This window comes from Edaphosphingomonas haloaromaticamans, from assembly GCF_001853345.1.
In the GTDB taxonomy this organism is placed as follows: Bacteria; Pseudomonadota; Alphaproteobacteria; order Sphingomonadales; family Sphingomonadaceae; genus Sphingomonas_E; species Sphingomonas_E fennica.
Genome location: NZ_MIPT01000001.1, coordinates 2,423,800 through 2,441,505, shown reverse-complemented (window position 1 = coordinate 2,441,505; position 17,706 = coordinate 2,423,800). Strand labels below are relative to the sequence as shown.

Here is a 17,706-nt window from a genome sequence, read left to right as displayed (position 1 = left end):
GGTTCGCGGCACCCTCAACTGTCGCGAACCGGCCTAGTTTTATTTCTGTCGCGATTTTTTGAGCTGCAAGAGATTCCAATCGCTTGGGAATCGCTCAGGCAACACGCCCGCTCAACCCGCATGTTCACGCGCGAATCCTCACACGCTCGATGGCTTCGCTTAGCTTGGTCGCCCATTTGCGCATGGCAAGCAGCGGATAGGCCGGAAAACTACCAGTTTTTACGCGGGAAAGGGTGTGTCCAACGTTGGTAGCGGAGGAGGGACTTGAACCCCCGACACGCGGATTATGATTCCGCTGCTCTAACCAGCTGAGCTACTCCGCCCCAATCGGGCCGCCGGCGAACGCTTCGTCGCCGGGCGTGGGCGGGCCTATAGGCAGGCTCGCGGCACCGGTCAACTGGCGTCGCGCAACTTCGCGCGATACAGGCATTTCCGGGAATCGGATGCGAGGGGAAACAGAAGCGTGGACCATTATGACGTTCTGATCGTGGGTGCCGGCCATGGCGGCGCGCAGGCGGCGCTGACGCTGCGGCAGCAGAAGTTCGAAGGCACGATCGCCCTGCTGGGCGACGAACCGGAGCTGCCTTATGAGCGCCCGCCCCTCTCCAAGGATTATTTTTCGGGCGAGAAGACGTTCGAGCGAATCCTGATCCGCCCGGCCGCCTTCTGGGAAGAGCGCAACGTCGATCTGCTGCTGGGCCGGCGGGTCGTGTCGGTCGATCCGGCGGCGCATAGGGTGACGCTGGCCGACGGCAGCAGCCTCGGCTACGGCAAGCTGATCTGGGCGACGGGCGGCTCGCCGCGGCGGCTGACCTGCACCGGCCATGACGTGAAGGGCGTGCACGCCGTGCGCACGCGCGCCGATGTCGACACGATGATGGGCGAGCTGGCGACCACGAATCGGGTGGTGGTGATCGGCGGCGGCTATATCGGGCTGGAAGCGGCCGCCGTGCTATCCAAGCTGGGCAAGCAGGTGACGGTGCTGGAGGCGCTGGACCGCGTGCTGGCGCGCGTGGCGGGCGAGCCGCTGTCGCGATTCTACGAGGCGGAGCACCGCGCGCACGGCGTGGACGTGCGGCTGAACGTGGCGGTCGACTGCATCGTCGAGAAGGACGGCCGCGCCGTGGGCGTGCGCCTGGCGGACGGCACCGAGCTGCCGGCCGAGATGGTGATCGTTGGCATCGGCATCATCCCGGCGATCGAGCCGCTGATCGCGGCCGGCGCCGCCGGGGGCAACGGGGTGGACGTGGACGGCCAATGCCGCACCAGCCTGCCCGATATCTTCGCGATCGGCGATTGCGCCGCGCATGAGAACGGCTTTGCCGGCGGCGCCCGCATCCGGCTGGAATCGGTGCAGAACGCCAACGATCAGGCCACCATCGTCGCCAAGGCGATCATGGGCGGCGACGATGTCTATTCGGCGGTGCCGTGGTTCTGGTCCAACCAATATGACCTGCGCCTGCAGACGGTTGGTCTTTCCATCGGGCACGACCGGATCGTGATGCGCGGCGACCCGGCAGAGCGCAGCTTCTCCATCGTCTATCTGAAGGACGGCAGGGTGATCGCGCTCGACTGCGTCAACGCGACCAAGGATTATGTGCAGGGTCGCGCGCTGGTGGCCGGCGGAATCGCCCCGCCGCTGGACCAGCTCGCCGATGCCGGCGTCCAGCTGAAGACATTGGCGGCCTGAGGCGGGAACCGGCGGGCCTTCCCCTCGTTCCCGTTTCGATTTCGGGGCGGCACCGCCGCGGGCCGCCCCACTGCCGAAAAGCTGGCGGAAGGAGGCTGACATGGAATTGAACGTCCCACTGGAAAGTGTCTGCCGGCTGATAATCCGCGCCCGGGAGCTGGAAGCGCAGGTGCCGGCGATCGAGGCGGACGGGGAGGATGATCCCACCGATACCGACGATCCCATGGCCGTGCTGGAGGACGAGGCCAATGTCGCCATCGAGGATGAGGTGCGGACCTTCCTCGACGACATGGCGGACGACGAGATCGCCGACGTGCTGGCGCTCGCGTGGATCGGGCGCGGCACCTATGACGCCAGCGAATGGGAGGATGCGCAGGAGGAGGCCTTGAACAGCGAGGAAGACCCGGTCGACCTGCTGCTCGATATGCCGCTGCTCGCCGCCTATCTGGAGGCCGGGCTGTCCGCGTTCGATCTCAGTTGCGAGGGGATCGGCCAGATCGATTGAAGGGATGGCGGCCGATCGCCACCCATCCGCCATCCTCGTAGCGCCACAGGGACAGGCCGGCGATGGCGATCGGGCCGGGCCGGAAGGAACGGGCCATTTCCCTTTGCAGGGCGGCGGCGGCGCTGGCATCCACCTTGTTCTGGATGGTGATGTGCGGGCGCCAGGGCGCGGCATCCGGGGGCGTGAGATAGCGATCGAAGGCGTCGGCCAGCCGGGCGCGGATCGCCTGCAGCCCCGGCGAATCGACGCGGAAGGCGGTGCCCCGCGCCAGCTTCATGATCCCGGCGATGCGTGCCGCGGGCGGCGGCGCATGCCGGGTTTCCGCGGCCAGCCGGCGGCCGGCCTCCTCCGCCAGGGACGGCGCAAGGTGATGGAACAGGGTGAGGTGTGCGGGCACCCGGTTGCGATCGGCCGGGTAATACGCGCGCCGCAGGGCATCGAGGCGGGCGAGATCGGCGGGCCCCAGATCCGCCGTCACGATGATCGGGCCGCGCGGCGGCAAGGCCCCTGCCCCATCCGCCGCGCCTGCCCGCCTTTGGCTCACCAGCCGCAGGTCTTGCCCTTGTTCTGCTGTTCCAGCCACGTCATCAGCGGCTTGAAATAGGCGATCATCGCCGTGCCATCCATCTCGCGGCTGCCGGTGAAGGCTTGCAGCGCGTCCGGCCAGGGCTTCGACATGCCCATCTCCAGCATCTTGTTCAGGTTCGCGCCGACTTCCTTGTTGCCGTAGAAGGAACAGCGGTGGAGCGGCCCCTTCCAGCCGGCCTGGTCGCACGCGGCCTTGTAGAACTGGAACTGGAGGATGCGCGCCAGGAAATAGCGGGTGTAGGGCGTGCTGGCGGGCACATGATATTTAGCACCGGGATCGAAGGCGTCGGCTCCGCGCTCCACGGGCGGGGTGATGCCCTGATATTGCAGGCGGAGCGCCGTCCACGCCTTGTTGTAATCCTGCGGCGCGATCGACCCGTCGAACACGCCCCAGCGCCATTTATCGACCAGCAGGCCGAAGGGCAGGAAAGCGACCTTGTCCATCGCCTGCCGCAGCAACAGGCCAATATCCTTGTCCGCCGGCGGCACCTTCGCCGGATCGAGCAGCCCGATCCGAACGAGATAGTCGGGCGTGATCGATAGCGCGATCGCATCGCCGATCGCCTCGTGGAAGCCGTCGTTCGCGCCGTTCAGGTAGAGATAGGACTGCTTGTTATAGGCGCGCTGGTAATAATTATGGCCCAGCTCGTGGTGGATGGTGGTGAAATCGTCACCATTCACCTTGATGCACATCTTGATCCGCAGATCGTCCTTATTGTCCACGTCCCAGGCGGACGCGTGGCAGATCACCTCGCGATCGGCGGGCTTGGTGAACTGGGAGTGCTGCCAGAAGCTGTCGGGCAGCGGCGCGAAGCCGAGCGAGGAGAAGAAATTCTCGCCGCCCTTCACCATCTTCAGTGCATCATAGCCCTTGGCCTTCAGCAGATCGGTCGTGTCATAGCCGACGTCGCCGGCGCCGGCCGGGGCGACGACGTCATAGATGTTGCCCCATTCCTGCGCCCACATGTTGCCGAGCAGATCGGCGCGGATCGGGCCGGTCCTGGGCTGGACGCCATCGCCATATTTCTCGTTCAGCTTGGTGCGGGTGTAGCAGTGGAGCTGATCGTAGAGCGGCTTCACCTGCAGCCAGAGCTTGTCCGTCAGCCTGGCGAACTCATCCGGCGACATATCGTAGTTGGAGCGCCACATGGCGCCGAGATCCTTGTAGCCCAGCTCCTTCGCGCCCTGGTTGGCGATTTCGACCATGCGGGCATAATCGGCCTTCATCGGCTTGCCGACATTGTCATGCCAGCTCGCCCACATTTCCTTGAGCTGGTCCGGGTTGCGGACTGTGCCCATCTTCTCCTCGATATCGGAGCCGTTGATCTCCTTGCCGGCCAGCGTGCCGCGGCCCTTGCCGTAGGTGGAGCTCATCCGGGTGGACAGCGCGTTCAATTCGGTCGCGGCCCCCTCGGTCGCGGGCGCCGGCAGGACGATGCCCTGGCGCAGGATATCGAGCTTGCGGCGGGTATCGAAGGAAAGGCCCGCGACCTTGTCGTAGCGGGCGGCCTCCTTGGCGAGGCGCACGGAGGCTTCGGTATTCTTGGCGCCGAACAGGGTGTTCAGGGCGTCGGTATCGTCGGTGATGTAGGTGGCGTTGACCCAGGCGACCTGCGCGGTCGGGATGGAAAGATCAAACAGCTCCTTTTCGGCCGCCGCCACGAAGCGATCGGCATCGGTGGCGGTGGGCGCGGCATCCTTGGCGGCGAAGGCGGCGGCGGAAACGGCGAGTGCGCCGAGCGCCACGGCCGAAACGGCGGCGCGGAACGGGATTTTCATGGAAAAGGCCCCCAAAGGTCTATTTGCGATTGCGCGCACAATCGCTCCGGCGGCCCCGGCCGGTCAAGCCGCCAGGAAATCCCGGATCGCCTGGCCAAGCTCGGGCTTCACCACCGCGCTCATATGATTGCCGGGGATCGGCTGGAAGCGCGCGCCGGGAATGGCATCGGCCAGCGCCTCGCCCGATCCGTTGTCGTCATCCTCCCGCCCGGTGACGACCAGCACGGGACGATCGAAGGCCGCCAGCTCCTCGGGCGTGGTATCGACGAAGGTTTCGAGGATGTTGAGCAGCGCCACCGGATCGCCGCCCGTGGTCTTGAGGAAGGCCTCGGTCATCCATTCGCCCGATCCGCGTGGAAAGCTGCCGAGATTGGTGAGGACCTTGCGGAAATAATCGCCGCGTCCGGCGGTGTGGAGGATGCCATCCAGCCCCATGCCGCACAGGACGACGCGGCGCGGCGCGGCGCCCTTCACCAGCATGCGCACGCTCGTCCGCCCGCCCAGCGAATAGCCGGCGAGATCATAATCGGCGAGGCCGAGATGATCGACCAGCGCCAGCCCGTCATCGGCCAGCACGTCGCGGGGATAGGCGGCGGGATCGTGCGGCTTGGCGCTGTCGCCATGGCCGCGCAGGTCCGGCATGATGACGCGGAAACCGGCGTCCGCGATCAGCACGGCGTGGCCATAGCGGATCCAGTTGGTGAGGGCGTTGGAGAAATAGCCATGGATCAGCACCAGCGGCCGCCCCTCGCCCGTTTCCTTCCAGGCCAGCTCGGTGCCGTCCCTGCCGTTGAAGCGGCCTTCCTTCACGTCCGTCATGCGATCGATCACCCGGTAAATCCTGATGCCGCGTCCCCTACCCGCTTGAGCGCGATCGATCCACCGTTCCGGCCGATCGGCGGATCAATCCGGCAGCCGGCCGGTCGCGGCAACCCAGCGATCGGTGAGCGGCTGATGCTCGTCCGCGCGCATGCCGGGCAGATGGCTGGTATCCTCCCATGCCGCGAGCTTCGTATCGATCGCGAAATTGGAGGTCGGGCGGAAGAAGCCCGGATCGTCGAACGAACCGACGGTGAGATCGATGTTCGTCCCGTCCAGATAGGTGAAGCCCAGCGGCGTGCCGCATTGCGGGCAGAAAGGCCGCCGGGCGATGGGCGAGGACTGATACCAGTCCGGCTCCCGCGTCGCCCAGCGGACATCGGCCTGCGGGACATTCTTGAACGCGACCGAGACATTGCCCGTCGCCCGCCGGCAATAGGTGCAATGGCAGAGATAGGCTTCGTCGTCGCGGATCACCGCTTCGTAGCGGATGCGGCCGCACTGGCAGCCGCCGGCCATGAGCTTCTCCGTCATGCCGCCCGCCGCCGCAATTCCACCGCCGCCATCGCCAGCGCTCCCAGCATCGCCATCGCCATGTCTTTCTGGGCATCCCAGATGTCGCCCTGCTGGCCATTATAGGCATCGGCGGCACCCCCGGCCATCACGAGCGTGAGGCCCCACTCGAATATCTCATAGACGGCGCTGGCGGCCGCAACGAAGCCCACGCCGAGGCAGGCCGCCGCGAACGGCCCCGCGCCCTGTCGCCGCGCCAGCTCCATCGCGGCGGGGATGCTCGTCACCCCGAAGGCGAGGTGGACGAGGCGGTCATAATGGTTGCGGGTCGTCCCCAGGAGATCGCCGGTCGAGACGCCGAACAGCGCCGACGCCCATGCGTCATAGGGAACGTTGGAATAGGTATAGCGGCCGCCGAGCGTGTGGAGCAGCCAGAAGGCAAAGAGGAAGGCGACGGCGCGGGTCGAGAGCGGCCAGCGCGCCAGAAAGAGCGGCGCCGCTGCGATCACCGCCACGGTGGGCAGGTGATGCAGCGGCGCCACTTCAGGAAAGGGCTGCGCGACATTGGCCAGCAGAACGGCCAGTGCGAGCAGCCCGATCATCCACCGCTGGGCGACCGGCAGGGACCGCCAAGCGGCGCGATAGCCGGTCACTGCGGAGGGCCTCAGCCCTTCTTCAGATGACGGCGGCCAAGCAGCTCCGCGATCTGGACGGCGTTGAGCGCGGCGCCCTTGCGAAGATTATCGGACACGCACCAGAGGGCCAAGCCGTTCTCCACGGTCGGGTCCTCGCGCACCCGGCTGACGAAGGTGGCGAAATCGCCGACGCATTCGACGGGGGTGACGTAGCCGCCATCCTCGCGCTTATCGACCAGCATCACGCCCGGCGCCTCGCGCAGGATCTTTTGCGCGTCCTCGGCCGAAAGCTCGTCCTCCAGCTCGATATTGATCGATTCGGAATGGCCGACGAACACCGGCACGCGCACGCAGGTGGCCGTTACCTTGATCTTCGGATCGAGGATCTTCTTGGTCTCCACCACCATCTTCCATTCTTCCTTGGTGTAGCCGTCATCCAGGAAGACATCGATGTGCGGGATCACGTTGAAGGCGATCTGCTTGGTGAACTTCTTCGGTTCGGCCGGATCGCCAACGAAGATGTTGCGCGACTGTTCGAACAGCTCGTCCATCCCCGCCTTGCCGGCACCCGACACCGATTGATAGGTGGAGACGACGACGCGCTTGATCTTCGCGGCATCGTGCAGCGGCTTCAGCGCCACCACCATCTGCGCGGTCGAGCAGTTGGGATTGGCGATGATGTTGCGCGCCTTATAACCGTCGATCGCATCCGGGTTCACTTCCGGCACGATCAGCGGCACATCCGGGTCCATGCGGTAGAGCGACGAATTGTCGATCACCACGCAGCCGGCGGCAGCGGCCTTCGGCGCATATTCCTTGGTCGCGGTCGATCCCACGGCGAAGAGCGCGATATCCCAGCCGGTGAAATCGAAATGCTCGAGATTCTTGACCTTGAGCTTCTGGCCCGTCTCGCCGAACTCGATCTCATCCCCCGTGGAGCGGGAGGATGCGACGGCGGCGATCTCTTTAATCGGAAACTCGCGCTCGGCCAGAATGTTGAGCATTTCGCGCCCGACATTCCCGGTGGCTCCGACGACGACTACCCGATAGGCCATTATACTCGCTCCAGTTGGACATGAAGGCCGCACATGCGGCCCGGCGCGGGTTTAGGGGAGCGGGCGCAGATGTCCAGCCCGCAGAGCTTTAGCCGCCAAAAGCGCGCCTTGGCCGGCGGCGGCTGGATCGAGCCGGGCATTTGCTTTAGCCCTTGGCCAGCAGCCGGCCAGCAGCCGGCCAGCATCGCGGGAGGCGCCCCTTGCGCAATATCGACTTCAGTTCGTGGCAGAGCGTGCTGGCGACGCTCATCGGGCTGGCGCTCGTCACCCTGATCGGCGTCAGCATCCGCCTGGTGGTGATGTTCACCATCCAGCAGCGGCGGGAGCGGATGAACCGCCAGATCAACGAGCGACTGCGGACCCTGATCGCCGCCTACAAGACGCTGGGCGGCTCCTTCACGGGCAATCTGGCGGTCGATCCGGCGCATCTGCGCGATCTGCGGCGGCGCGCGGAACCGGACGGCGAAGGGGAGACCGTGCCGGCCGCCGGGGCGGAAGGATCGGACAGGGCGCGGCGCATCCGCGACGCGGTGGAGGCGGCGCTTTCCGACATCATCCTGCTGGGCACCGAGGAACAGGTGCGGCTGGCGGAACGCGCCGCGCGCGAGCTGGTCGCGGGGCACCCCGTCCACACCCATGATCTGGTGATCTCGCTCCGCGATTTCATCCGCGAGGCGCTGGACCTCGATCCGATCCCGGCCGGGCTTGCCATCCCGATGCAGGGCCCCACCCGCCCCTCCGGCGCAAGCGGCGGGCGGAAGGGCGAAAGCGGCAGGGGGGAAGGCCGGCAAGGCGGTGGCGGCGGAATGGGCGCCGGCATGGGTATGGGCATGGGGATCGGCGGCGGCGTCGGCCTGGCAAGCGGCGCGAACGCGGACGATCCGCTCGCGCCGGACCAGCAATCCTCCACCCCGTGACGCCGGGAGGGGCGGCGTGGAGGCCCCCTCCCCTTATTTGGCGGCCTTCACCGTGCGGTTCAGGAACGCTTCGATCGTCCGCCACAGGTGCAGGCTGGTCGCCTGCCCGGAGATGGAGTGGGTCTTGCCCGGATAGACCATGGTTTCGAACGGTTTGGACGCATCCTGCAGCTTCGCCATCAGCGCGGTCGAATGTTCGAACAGCACATTGTCGTCCGCCATGCCATGCACCAGCAGGAGCGGATCGGCGATGGCGGTGGCATTATCGAGGGCGCTGGCACCGTCATAGGGCGCCTTGTCCTTCGCCGGATTGCCGAGATAGCGTTCCGTATAGGCGGTATCGTAAAGCTCCCACCGGGTGACGGGGGCGACCGAGACGCCGGCGGCGAAGGTGCCGGGGGCCGCCTCCAGCAGCTTCAGCGTCATATAGCCGCCATAGGACCAGCCCATCACCGCGACCTTGGCCGGATCGACGAAGGGCTGGGCCTTGAGCCATTCCACGCCCTTCAGCTGATCGGCCACCTCCGGCTTGCCCATCTGCAGATGGATCGGATCCTCGAACGCCTTGCCGCGATCGCCCATGCCGCGATTGTCGAGCATGAACACCACCCAGCCCTGCTGGGCGAGATATTGCATGCGGAGATCGAAGAAATCGCGCTTCACCGTATGCGCATGCGGCCCGCCATAGACGAAGACGAAGGCGGGCGCCTTTTCCCCCGGCTTCAGGCCGGGGGGGACGAGCATCGCATAATCGAGGTCGGTGGCGCCATCGGCCGCCTTGATCGTGCCATAGGCCGGCTTCACCAGATCGCCGACATAAGGGGCGAGCGGGTGGCTGCCCTTGACCGCATTCTCCTCGATCCAGGCAAGCCGCTTGCCGGCGGCATCGGCCAGCCAGACCTGCTTCGGCTGATCGGGCCGGGTGGTGGTGACGATGGCGCGCGCGGCCGCGCCGTCCATCACCGCATCGTTCCAGGTGCCGGCCGCGGTCAGCCGGCGGGGTTCCCCGCCCTGCCGATAGTCGAGCGCGTAGAGATGCTGTTCGAGCGTGCTGTCCGCAAAGCCGGTGAAGAACAGCTGGCCGGCCTTCTCGTCGACGCCGACCAGCTTCTCCACCGCCCATTTGCCGTGGGTAAGCTGGCGGAAGGCGCCGTCCTTCCACAGATAGAGATGGTCATAGCCGTCCCGTTCGGACGACCAGATCAGGCCGCCGTCGCGCAACGCGTGGAGATTGCCGTTCACATTGACCCAGGTTTCCGCCGTCTCGCTGAACAGGACCGTGGAAGCCCCGGTGCGGGCGTCGACGCGCAGCATATCGAGCCTGTCCTGCGCGCGATTGAGGCGCTGGACGAGGATCGCGCTCGCATCCGGCAGCCAGTTGACGCGGGCGATGTAGATATCGGGATCGGTTCCCAGATCGGCCTTCACCCGGCCCGAACCGTCCGGCTTCATAAGCCACAGATCCACGGCCGCATTGGGGGTGCCGGCGCGGGGATAGCGCTGCTGGAAAAGGGTGGTGCCTTCCGCGCCGATCGCCGCGCGGGACGAGACCTCGACCTTGCTTTCATCGACGCGGGCGACCGCGATCAGGCTGTCGTCCGGCGCCCACCAATGGCCGCGGCGGCGATCCAGCTCCTCATTGGCGACGAATTCGGCGACGCCCCAGCTCGTCGTGCCGCCGCCATCCGTGGTCAGGGCGCGATCGCCGCGGCTGGCGATATCGATGACGTGAAGATTGCCTTCGCGGACATAGGAGACGAAGCGCCCCTTGTCGCTGACGGTGGCGTCCAGCTCCGTTTCCGGGCTGTCGGTCAACCGCTGCACGCCGCCGGCGAGGTCTGCGAGGTAGAGATCGCCATCGAGCGGAACCAGGATATGCTGGCCGTCCGGCGCCCAGTCATAAGCGACGATGCCCTTGCTGCCGCCGATGCGCAGCCGTTCGCGCTGCATCTTCTCGGCCTCCGACAGCGCGGCCCCCGTGCCGACCTTCCGGGAATCGACCAGCATGCGCGCCTTGCCGGTGCGCGTGTCGATCGCCCAGAGATCGAAGCGCTCGGCATCGTCCGGCCGGTTGCGCAGCAGGGTGGCGAGGCGGCCGTCGGGCGAAAGCTTCAGCAGGCGCGGCGTCGGTCCGGCGATGGCCGGGCTGGCGAACAGCCGCTCGAGCGTGATCTTCTCGGCAAAGGCGGTAGAGGGGACGAGGGCTGCGGCCGCGATCAGGGCGGCGGGGGCGAGAATGCGGAGCATCGCCGGCTTATCGGGATGAAGCGCCGGGGAGGCAAGAGGGAGGATGCCCCGCAAGAAAAAGGGCACGGATGGCATGCCACCCGCGCCCGATTTTTCGAAGATGCGCTGAAGCGATCAGGCTTCGGCGGCAACCCGCGTGTCGCGGCGCTCGGCGATGCGAGCGGCCTTGCCGGTGCGGCCACGCAGATAATAGAGCTTCGCGCGACGGACGACGCCGCGACGAACGACCTCGATCGATTCCACGTTCGGCGAATAGAGCGGGAACACGCGCTCGACGCCTTCGCCGAAGGAAATCTTCCGCACGGTGAAGGACGAGCCCATGCCCTTGTTCGAGCGCGCGATGCACACGCCCTCATAATTCTGGACGCGGGTGCGCTCGCCTTCGACGACCTTCACGCCGACGCGCAGCGTGTCGCCCGGACGGAATTCGGGAATCTTCTTGGTTTCGGTGATCTTGGCGATCTGCTCGGCTTCGAGCGTCTGGATGAGGTTCATGGCTCACCGCTCCTTCTTCTGTTGCCGCGCGCCAGAGGGAGACTGGACCCGAGCACCCTCGTGGCGCTCCCAAAGATCCGGCCTCCTTAGCCTTGTATCCGTCTCGGCCATGGCGGTGCGCCACGCCTCGATCTTCGCATGATCCCCAGATCGCAGCACTTCGGGGATCGTGCGCCCTTCCCACTCGGCAGGTCGGGTATAATGCGGATATTCGAGGAGGCCGCTTTCGAAGCTTTCCTCGTCCCCGCTTGAAGCGGCGCCCATTACGCCGGGAAGCAGCCGAATGCAAGCATCCAGCAGCACCAAAGCGGCCATCTCGCCGCCCGAAAGGATATAGTCGCCGATCGACACCGGCTCGATCGGCCGGGCTTCGAACAGACGCTCGTCGATTCCCTCGAAACGGCCGCAGAGGATGATTGCGCCGGGGCCGGCCGCCAGATCGCGCACGCGCGCCTGGGTGAGGGGGCGGCCGCGCGGCGTCATCGCCAGCACCGGCACGCCGGGCTGGCGATCCATGGCATGATCCACCGCCCGGGCCAGCACATCGGCCCGCATCACCATGCCCGCGCCGCCGCCTGCCGGCGTATCGTCGACCGAGCGATGCTTGTCCGTCGCGAAATCGCGGATCTGCACGGGATCGCAGACCCACTTGCCCTCGCCCAGCGCGCGGCCGGCAAGCGAAAGCTCCAGCGGACCGGGGAACATCTCCGGGTAAAGGGTGAGGATCGTGGCGGCGAAAGTCATGGCAATGTCCAGTTCTCGACCGTCAATCCCGGGACATCCGAGAAGTCACCTTCATTGTTGGTGATGATAGTCGCCCCGATGCTCAGCGCATGCGCCGCCAGCAGCCTATCGAAGCGGGCGCGCCTAAACGGCAGTTGGGCATAGGCCCGGGCGGCCGCCTCATCGAAAGGAAGTAGAGGAATGGCTTGGATGAAAGCAGCCAGCACATCTCGCGGCGGCGGCTTGCCATTGCTTGAACCAAGGGCGACCTCTGCAAAACTGATCGCGGAAATGCCCACCTCGCCTGGCTCGCATTGGGAGAGGCGCCGGCCAAGCCCCTCATATCGCGCCGTCATGGCGTAGACGGCACAATCGGAATCGATCAGGAATCGGATCACGCTTTGTCGCGAGCCTCTTTTTCGCGACGCGCGATCGTGCTCGGCCGCTCCTCGAAATCCTCGCGCAGCGGAGCTTCCAGCCAAGGCGCTTTCCCCCAGAAGCCGCTGATGTCGAGATTCTTCTTCGGCGGCTCGACAGGCTCGAAGGTGAATTTCGCCTGCTCCTCGCGCACGATCATCTCCTGCCCTTCCTTGAGGCCGAGCGCCTTCGGCAAGCGCAGTGCCAGCGAATTGCCGGACTTGAATATCTTGGCGCGATATTCCTCGCCCATCACGATCTCCGTATATACAAAATGTATATACGCTTGTTGCCACGGCCTCGCAACCTGCGGGGGGTGCACCTACTCCACGAAGGCGGGATCGATCAGCAGGCGATCGGGCTCCACCGTGACGGCGGCGGCGACGGGCACCATGAAGCGCTTGCCGCCGGGCCGCTCGATCTCGACGATGTCGCCGGCGCCGAAATTCTCGACCGCCACCGCCGTGCCCAGATCGACGCCATCGGCGACGCAGGGCAGGCCGATCAGGTCGACATGATAATATTCACCCTCCCCCAGCGGCGGCAACTCCGATCGGGGGACGGTGAGCGCCACGCCCCGCAGCGCCTCCGCCTGATCGCGATCGGCGATCTCGGCGAAGCGCGCCACGGCGCCGTTGGAGCCGGGCCGCACGCTTTTCAGCGTGAAGGCGCGGTCTCCGGCGTGAAGCGTGGTGTAAGGCGCAAGATCATCGGTGAAGAGCTTGAGACGCACTTCGCCCTTTATGCCGTGCGCGCCGATGATGGCCGCCAGCGTCACGGGGCGATCGTGCATCCCATCCATTCCCTTCACCAGGATGAGGCGCGCGGCGTGCGGCCCCGCGCCTCATGCCGCAATCAGCCCTCGGCGGCTTCCGCAGCCGGAGCTTCCTCGGCCGGAGTTTCGGCGGCGGGCGCTTCCTCGGCCGGGGCGTTGGCGGCTTCCTCGGCAGCGGCGAGCTTGGCCGCACGCTCCTCGGCGCGCTCCTTGGCCTTCTCGCCCGGCTCGGCCTTCTTCGGGTTGTTGCGGGCCGCACGCTCCTTCACGCCGGCGGCGTCGAGGAAGCGGGCGACGCGGTCGGTCGGCTGCGCGCCGACGGCCAGCCAATGCTTCGCGCGCTCGACATTCACGGTCACGCGGGCGGGATCGTCCTTGGAGAGGAGCGGATTGTAGGTGCCGATCTTCTCGATGAAGGCGCCGTCACGCGGAGCGCGCGAGTTGGCGACGACGATGCGGTAGTAAGGACGCTTCTTGGCGCCGCCACGAGCGAGACGGATGGAAACGGACATGGTGACTTCCTTCTGTTGAACTGGATTGGATTGAACGGTTTGGGAATGCTTATTTCTTGCCGAACTTGTCGAAGCCGGGCGGGAGCGCCCCGCCGAGGCCGGGCAGGCCGCCGGGCGGAAGCTGCGGCATGCCGCCGCCACCGCCCATCAATCCGCCGAGGCCGCCGCCCAGCCCCCCCTTGCCAAGGAGGGCGCCCAGGCCCTTGAGGCCGCCCATCTTGCGGATCTTCTTCATCGCGGTGGACATTTCCTGATGCATCTTCAGGAGCTTGTTCACTTCCTGCACGGTGGTGCCGCTGCCCTTGGCGATGCGGATCTTGCGCTTGGCGTTGATGATTTCCGGCTTGGTGCGCTCCTTGGGCGTCATCGACGAGATCATCGCATCCATGCGGACGAGGATCTTGTCGTCGACGGCGCCGGAGGACATCGCCTGCTTCACCTGCTTGACGCCCGGCAGCATGCCGGCGAGCGCGCCGAGGCCGCCCATGCGCTTCATCTGGTTGAGTTGGGCGCGCAGGTCGTTCATGTCGAACAGGCCCTTGGCCATCTTGGCGGCGAGCGCCTCGGCCTCCTCGACCTTGATCGTCTCCGCCGCCTTTTCGACGAGGCTGACGACATCGCCCATGCCGAGGATGCGGCCGGCGACACGCGCGGGCTGGAACGGCTCCAGCCCGTCGAGCTTCTCGCCGGTGCCGGCGAACTTGATCGGCTTGCCGGTGACGGCGCGCATCGACAGCGCGGCGCCGCCACGGGCATCGCCGTCCATCCGCGTGAGCACCACGCCGGTAAGCGGCACCTGTTCCGAGAAGCTCTTGGCGACGTTGACGGCGTCCTGGCCGGTCAGCGAGTCGACGACGAGCAGGATTTCATGCGGGGCCGAAACCTCGGCAACCGCCTTCATCTCCTCCATCAGCGCCTGATCGACGTGGAGGCGGCCGGCGGTGTCGAGCATCACCACGTCGAAGCCCTGGAGCTTCGCGGCCTGGAGCGCCCGCTTCGCGATATCGACCGGCTGCTGGCCGGCGACGATCGGCAGGGTGGCGACGGACGCCTGGGTGCCGAGCGTGGCGAGCTGTTCCTGGGCGGCCGGGCGATTGACGTCCAGCGATGCCATCAGCACCTTCTTGCGGCCCTTTTCGGTGAGCCGCTTGGCGATCTTGGCTGTCGTCGTCGTCTTGCCCGAGCCTTGCAGGCCGACCATCATGATGACGGCGGGCGGCGTGACATCGATATCGAGGTCCGATGCCTCGGCACCCAGCATCTCGACCAGCGCATCGTTGACGATCTTCACGACCTGCTGGCCCGGCGTCACCGATTTCAGGACCTGCTGGCCGACGGCCTTCTCGGTCGCCTTGTCGACGAACTCGCGGACGACCGGGAGCGCCACGTCCGCCTCGAGCAGGGCGATGCGGACCTCGCGCATGGCCGCGCGGACATCCGCCTCGTTCAGCGCGCCACGGCCGCGCAGACGGTCGAAAACGCCGCCAAGCCGTTCGCTCAGACTTTCGAACATCGCCACACTCCGGCCGTTAAACCCTTCCATCCCGCTCCAAACGCAAATACGCCGGCGGGCGAAACCTCGCCGGCCAGCGTGCACCCTCGGGCGCTTCAACGTCGCGTTCGATGCGGAACGAACCGGGGCCGCCTAGCCGATCGCGGGCGCGAACGCAAGGCAGGCGAGCTGCCGTTACGGCAATTGCGCGGTTCCATCCCCTTTTTCTTGCGGGTTTAACAGAATTTGCACCCCTTGGGGCCGATGGAGAGCCATCACACCCAATGGGAGCGGTCCTTGGCCTGGCGCATCTGGCGGCGCAACGCGCGAAAATTGACGGGGCTGACGAGCGCCCGCCGCGATATGGTGACGGGCGGGATCACGGTCGCAGCGATCCTGCTGTTCGCCTGGACGGGCGGGACGATGATGGGCCGCTTCTTCGGCAGGCTGATGGGCGACGTGGCGGTCAGCGACGGCGATCGGCTGCTCACCACCGCCGTCATCCTCAACATCGCCCTGCTGCTGTTCGGCTGGCGGCGCTATCGCGACCTGCAGCATGAAGTGTCCGAACGCGCCGTGGCGGAGGAACGCGCCCATTCGCTGGCGGCAAGCGATCCGCTGACCGGCCTGCTCAACCGCCGGTCGCTCGGGGACGGCGGCGCTGCGCTGCTGGCAAGGGCCGGCCGGAACCGCGCCATGGCGGTGATGATGATCGACCTCGACCATTTCAAGACGGTGAACGACCTGCACGGCCACGGCGTCGGCGACAAGCTGCTGAAGGCCTGCGCCGCCGCGATCGAGGGCGCCCTGCCCCCCGGCGCGCTGGTCGCCCGGCTGGGCGGCGACGAATTCGCCTGCGCGGTCCTGACCGAGGCCGGCAGCACCGCCCATATCGACGCCATGGCCGACGGCATCGCCGCCCGCTTATCCTCCCCCTTCGATCTCGACGGCGCGCGCGCGCATGTGACTGCCTCGATCGGCATCGCCCGGTCGGAACGGGAATGCGGCGAGATGGAAGCGCTGATGCGCCGCGCCGACATCGCCATGTATGCGGCGAAGCGCGGCGGCCGCAATCGCGTGGCCTGGTTCGATACGTCGATGGAGCGCGAGCTGCAGCTACGCAACGCCATCGAAGCGGGCCTGCGCGACGGCATCCCCAAGGGCGAGTTCGTGCCCTATTACGAACAGCAGATCGATCTTTCGACCGGCAGCATACAGGGCTTCGAGGTGCTCGCCCGCTGGGACCATCCGGTGCAGGGCGTGATCGGCCCGGACATCTTCATCCCGATCGCCGAGGAATGCGGGCTGATCGGCGATCTTTCCACAGCGGTGATGCGGCAGGCGTTCGAAGAGGCAAAGGGCTGGGACCCGGCGCTGACGCTTTCGGTGAACATCTCGCCCAGCCAGCTCAAGGACCCGTGGCTGGCGCAGAAGATCGTCAAGCTCCTCGTCGAGACCGGCTTTCCCGCCAGCCGGCTGGAGATCGAGATCACCGAGACATCGCTGTTCGACAATCTCGGGCTTGCCCAATCGATCATCGGCAGCCTGAAGAATCAGGGCATCCGGCTGGCGCTCGATGATTTCGGCACCGGATATTCCTCCCTCGCGCATCTGCGGGCGCTGCCCTTCGACCGGATCAAGATCGACAAGAGCTTCGTGCTGTCGATGACAGACAACCCCGAAAGCGCCGCGATCGTCACCGCCATCACCCGGCTGGGCGAAAGCCTGAGCCTGCCGATCACCGCCGAGGGGATCGAGGATGCGGGCATCATCGAGCAGCTGAAGGCGATCGGCTGCCACAAGGGCCAGGGTTGGCATTATGGCAAGCCGATGACCGTCAACCAGGTTCGCCGGCTGCTGGCGGAACATGGCATGCTGTTGCCCGGACGCGGCCCGGCGGCCGGCCCCGGTGTGGCCGATTATGAAGGGCCGCGCATCTTCGGCTGAGGAAGGTCCGCTGCGGCGGCAGGCCAGCATGCCGGGTCCACTTCCGGCAAGGCGGCGAGCGCCGGTTCCGAAAGGGCCGTTCGGAAGCCGTCTCCCTCGGGCGTGACGGCATCCCAGCCAAGGGCGCGAAAGCTCTCCCCGATGCCGGCGACGCCGCCTATGCGGACAAGCAGATAGGCGATCCTGCCGCTCGCGACCTCTGCCGTCGCGCCCGCGACGGAGCCGAGATGGGCACCGTCCAGCCCCTTCAGCGGCTGCCCTTCCATGGCGGTTATCGCGAACAGATCCGGCACGGCAGCGGCGCGGCTGCGCCTCCGCGCCGCCCTGGCGCCATCGTCGAGCCGGGCTTCGCGCCCCAGCCAGCGCCAGATGCCGATCAGGTTGACGCCCGAAAGGAAGATATTGGCCGCCAGCAGGTTCCGCTGGCCGGTGGAGATCGCCACCACCGTCCATGCCACCGACCCGATCGTGAAGACCACGAACCCCCAGCCCGTGATCCGCGAGCCGAGATTCGCAGCCGTCATCATTGCCGCGACCATCGTCGCGGCCGGGGCGATCCAGCCGGCGATATCCTCCATCCGCGTCCCGCCTTTCAGG

The 17,706-nt window shown here is 66.6% G+C and carries 19 protein-coding genes and 1 tRNA gene; 4 read left to right on the top strand and 16 right to left on the bottom strand.

What is annotated here, in order from left to right; all coding sequences use genetic code 11:
- Positions 1-246 precede the first annotated feature (246 nt).
- A tRNA-Met gene (locus tag BHE75_RS11350) sits at positions 247-323 on the bottom strand.
- A 140-nt stretch (positions 324-463) separates the two neighbouring features.
- Here BHE75_RS11350 and BHE75_RS11345 point away from each other — a divergent pair.
- The gene (locus BHE75_RS11345; protein ID WP_070933925.1) at positions 464-1,690 is read left to right on the top strand and encodes an NAD(P)/FAD-dependent oxidoreductase; all 1,227 of its coding nucleotides are present in this window, start codon (positions 464-466) and stop codon (positions 1,688-1,690) included.
- Positions 1,691-1,790: 100 nt separating this feature from the next.
- Positions 1,791-2,195, top strand: coding sequence for a DUF3775 domain-containing protein (locus BHE75_RS11340; RefSeq protein ID WP_015456933.1), 405 nt, complete (start codon positions 1,791-1,793; stop codon positions 2,193-2,195).
- On the opposite strand, the gene BHE75_RS11335 is transcribed toward BHE75_RS11340, so the two are convergent.
- From BHE75_RS11335 to BHE75_RS11310, 6 genes are all read right to left on the bottom strand, one after another.
- Positions 2,164-2,697 carry a 2'-5' RNA ligase family protein gene (locus BHE75_RS11335; RefSeq protein ID WP_070933924.1) on the bottom strand — a complete coding sequence of 178 codons (534 nt, stop codon included), beginning with the start codon at positions 2,695-2,697 and terminating at the stop codon, positions 2,164-2,166. The genes BHE75_RS11340 and BHE75_RS11335 overlap by 32 nt on opposite strands.
- Positions 2,698-2,735: 38 nt before the next feature.
- Positions 2,736-4,562, bottom strand: coding sequence for a M2 family metallopeptidase (locus BHE75_RS11330; RefSeq protein ID WP_070933923.1), 1,827 nt, complete (start codon positions 4,560-4,562; stop codon positions 2,736-2,738).
- Between the two features lie 63 nt (positions 4,563-4,625).
- The gene (locus BHE75_RS11325) at positions 4,626-5,381 is read right to left on the bottom strand and encodes an alpha/beta fold hydrolase (RefSeq protein WP_070935778.1); all 756 of its coding nucleotides are present in this window, start codon (positions 5,379-5,381) and stop codon (positions 4,626-4,628) included.
- An 84-nt stretch (positions 5,382-5,465) separates the two neighbouring features.
- Entirely contained in the window at positions 5,466-5,915 is a 450-nt protein-coding gene (locus BHE75_RS11320) for a GFA family protein (protein WP_070933922.1), read from the bottom strand.
- A complete protein-coding gene (locus BHE75_RS11315; RefSeq protein ID WP_254684429.1) occupies positions 5,912-6,547 on the bottom strand; it encodes a DUF2238 domain-containing protein in 636 nt (211 codons plus the stop codon). The genes BHE75_RS11320 and BHE75_RS11315 overlap by 4 nt, the downstream gene beginning before the upstream one ends.
- Before the next feature lie 11 nt (positions 6,548-6,558).
- A complete protein-coding gene (locus tag BHE75_RS11310) occupies positions 6,559-7,584 on the bottom strand; it encodes an aspartate-semialdehyde dehydrogenase (RefSeq protein WP_015456927.1) in 1,026 nt (341 codons plus the stop codon).
- A gap of 200 nt (positions 7,585-7,784) precedes the next feature.
- Between BHE75_RS11310 and BHE75_RS11305 the strand changes: the two genes are divergently transcribed.
- Positions 7,785-8,501 (top strand): hypothetical protein, encoded by a 717-nt coding sequence (locus tag BHE75_RS11305; protein ID WP_070933921.1) that lies wholly within the window; start codon positions 7,785-7,787, stop codon positions 8,499-8,501.
- A gap of 33 nt (positions 8,502-8,534) precedes the next feature.
- Here BHE75_RS11305 and BHE75_RS11300 read toward each other — a convergent pair whose 3' ends face one another.
- The 8 genes from BHE75_RS11300 to ffh form a co-directional block, all read right to left on the bottom strand.
- On the bottom strand, positions 8,535-10,748 hold the full coding sequence (locus tag BHE75_RS11300) for a S9 family peptidase (protein WP_070935775.1): 2,214 nt from the start codon (positions 10,746-10,748) through the stop codon (positions 8,535-8,537).
- 114 nt (positions 10,749-10,862) lie between these two features.
- Positions 10,863-11,243, bottom strand: a complete 381-nt coding sequence (gene rplS, locus BHE75_RS11295) for a 50S ribosomal protein L19 (protein ID WP_015456924.1) — start codon at positions 11,241-11,243, stop codon at positions 10,863-10,865.
- A gap of 3 nt (positions 11,244-11,246) precedes the next feature.
- Positions 11,247-11,987, bottom strand: a complete 741-nt coding sequence (trmD, locus tag BHE75_RS11290; RefSeq protein ID WP_070933920.1) for a tRNA (guanosine(37)-N1)-methyltransferase TrmD — start codon at positions 11,985-11,987, stop codon at positions 11,247-11,249.
- Positions 11,984-12,364: a type II toxin-antitoxin system VapC family toxin gene (locus BHE75_RS11285; RefSeq protein WP_015456922.1), complete on the bottom strand. Its 381-nt coding sequence runs from the start codon at positions 12,362-12,364 to the stop codon at positions 11,984-11,986. Before BHE75_RS11285 ends, trmD begins: the two co-directional genes overlap by 4 nt.
- Positions 12,361-12,636: an AbrB/MazE/SpoVT family DNA-binding domain-containing protein gene (locus BHE75_RS11280; protein WP_015456921.1), complete on the bottom strand. Its 276-nt coding sequence runs from the start codon at positions 12,634-12,636 to the stop codon at positions 12,361-12,363. The genes BHE75_RS11285 and BHE75_RS11280 overlap by 4 nt, the downstream gene beginning before the upstream one ends.
- A gap of 69 nt (positions 12,637-12,705) precedes the next feature.
- The gene (gene rimM, locus BHE75_RS11275; protein ID WP_070935773.1) at positions 12,706-13,176 is read right to left on the bottom strand and encodes a ribosome maturation factor RimM; all 471 of its coding nucleotides are present in this window, start codon (positions 13,174-13,176) and stop codon (positions 12,706-12,708) included.
- Positions 13,177-13,238: 62 nt separating this feature from the next.
- Positions 13,239-13,670, bottom strand: a complete 432-nt coding sequence (gene rpsP, locus BHE75_RS11270) for a 30S ribosomal protein S16 (protein WP_070933919.1) — start codon at positions 13,668-13,670, stop codon at positions 13,239-13,241.
- A 49-nt stretch (positions 13,671-13,719) separates the two neighbouring features.
- Positions 13,720-15,183 (bottom strand): signal recognition particle protein, encoded by a 1,464-nt coding sequence (gene ffh / locus BHE75_RS11265; protein ID WP_191225186.1) that lies wholly within the window; start codon positions 15,181-15,183, stop codon positions 13,720-13,722.
- Between the two features lie 243 nt (positions 15,184-15,426).
- On the opposite strand from ffh, the gene BHE75_RS11260 reads away from it, so the two are divergent.
- Positions 15,427-17,109 (top strand): putative bifunctional diguanylate cyclase/phosphodiesterase, encoded by a 1,683-nt coding sequence (locus BHE75_RS11260; RefSeq protein ID WP_070933917.1) that lies wholly within the window; start codon positions 15,427-15,429, stop codon positions 17,107-17,109.
- On the opposite strand, the gene BHE75_RS11255 is transcribed toward BHE75_RS11260, so the two are convergent.
- Positions 17,082-17,687, bottom strand: coding sequence for a photosystem reaction center subunit H (locus BHE75_RS11255; RefSeq protein ID WP_070933916.1), 606 nt, complete (start codon positions 17,685-17,687; stop codon positions 17,082-17,084). The two genes, BHE75_RS11260 and BHE75_RS11255, sit on opposite strands and share 28 nt — an antisense overlap.
- Positions 17,688-17,706: the final 19 nt, after the last annotated feature.

Bases quoted from the DNA above. Each gene is read 5' to 3' on its own strand.
- BHE75_RS11340 (WP_015456933.1), top strand. From the start codon at position 1,791: ATGGAATTGAACGTCCCACTGGAAAGTGTCTGCCGGCTGATAATCCGC.
- BHE75_RS11330 (WP_070933923.1), bottom strand. From the start codon at position 4,562: ATGAAAATCCCGTTCCGCGCCGCCGTTTCGGCCGTGGCGCTCGGCGCA.
- BHE75_RS11325 (WP_070935778.1), bottom strand. From the start codon at position 5,381: ATGACGGACGTGAAGGAAGGCCGCTTCAACGGCAGGGACGGCACCGAG.
- BHE75_RS11320 (WP_070933922.1), bottom strand. From the start codon at position 5,915: ATGACGGAGAAGCTCATGGCCGGCGGCTGCCAGTGCGGCCGCATCCGC.
- BHE75_RS11310 (WP_015456927.1), bottom strand. From the start codon at position 7,584: ATGGCCTATCGGGTAGTCGTCGTCGGAGCCACCGGGAATGTCGGGCGC.
- BHE75_RS11300 (WP_070935775.1), bottom strand. From the start codon at position 10,748: ATGCTCCGCATTCTCGCCCCCGCCGCCCTGATCGCGGCCGCAGCCCTC.
- rplS (WP_015456924.1), bottom strand. From the start codon at position 11,243: ATGAACCTCATCCAGACGCTCGAAGCCGAGCAGATCGCCAAGATCACC.
- trmD (WP_070933920.1), bottom strand. From the start codon at position 11,987: ATGACTTTCGCCGCCACGATCCTCACCCTTTACCCGGAGATGTTCCCC.
- BHE75_RS11280 (WP_015456921.1), bottom strand. From the start codon at position 12,636: ATGGGCGAGGAATATCGCGCCAAGATATTCAAGTCCGGCAATTCGCTG.
- rimM (WP_070935773.1), bottom strand. From the start codon at position 13,176: ATGCACGATCGCCCCGTGACGCTGGCGGCCATCATCGGCGCGCACGGC.
- rpsP (WP_070933919.1), bottom strand. From the start codon at position 13,670: ATGTCCGTTTCCATCCGTCTCGCTCGTGGCGGCGCCAAGAAGCGTCCT.
- ffh (WP_191225186.1), bottom strand. From the start codon at position 15,183: ATGTTCGAAAGTCTGAGCGAACGGCTTGGCGGCGTTTTCGACCGTCTG.
- BHE75_RS11260 (WP_070933917.1), top strand. From the start codon at position 15,427: ATGGAGAGCCATCACACCCAATGGGAGCGGTCCTTGGCCTGGCGCATC.
- BHE75_RS11255 (WP_070933916.1), bottom strand. From the start codon at position 17,687: ATGGAGGATATCGCCGGCTGGATCGCCCCGGCCGCGACGATGGTCGCG.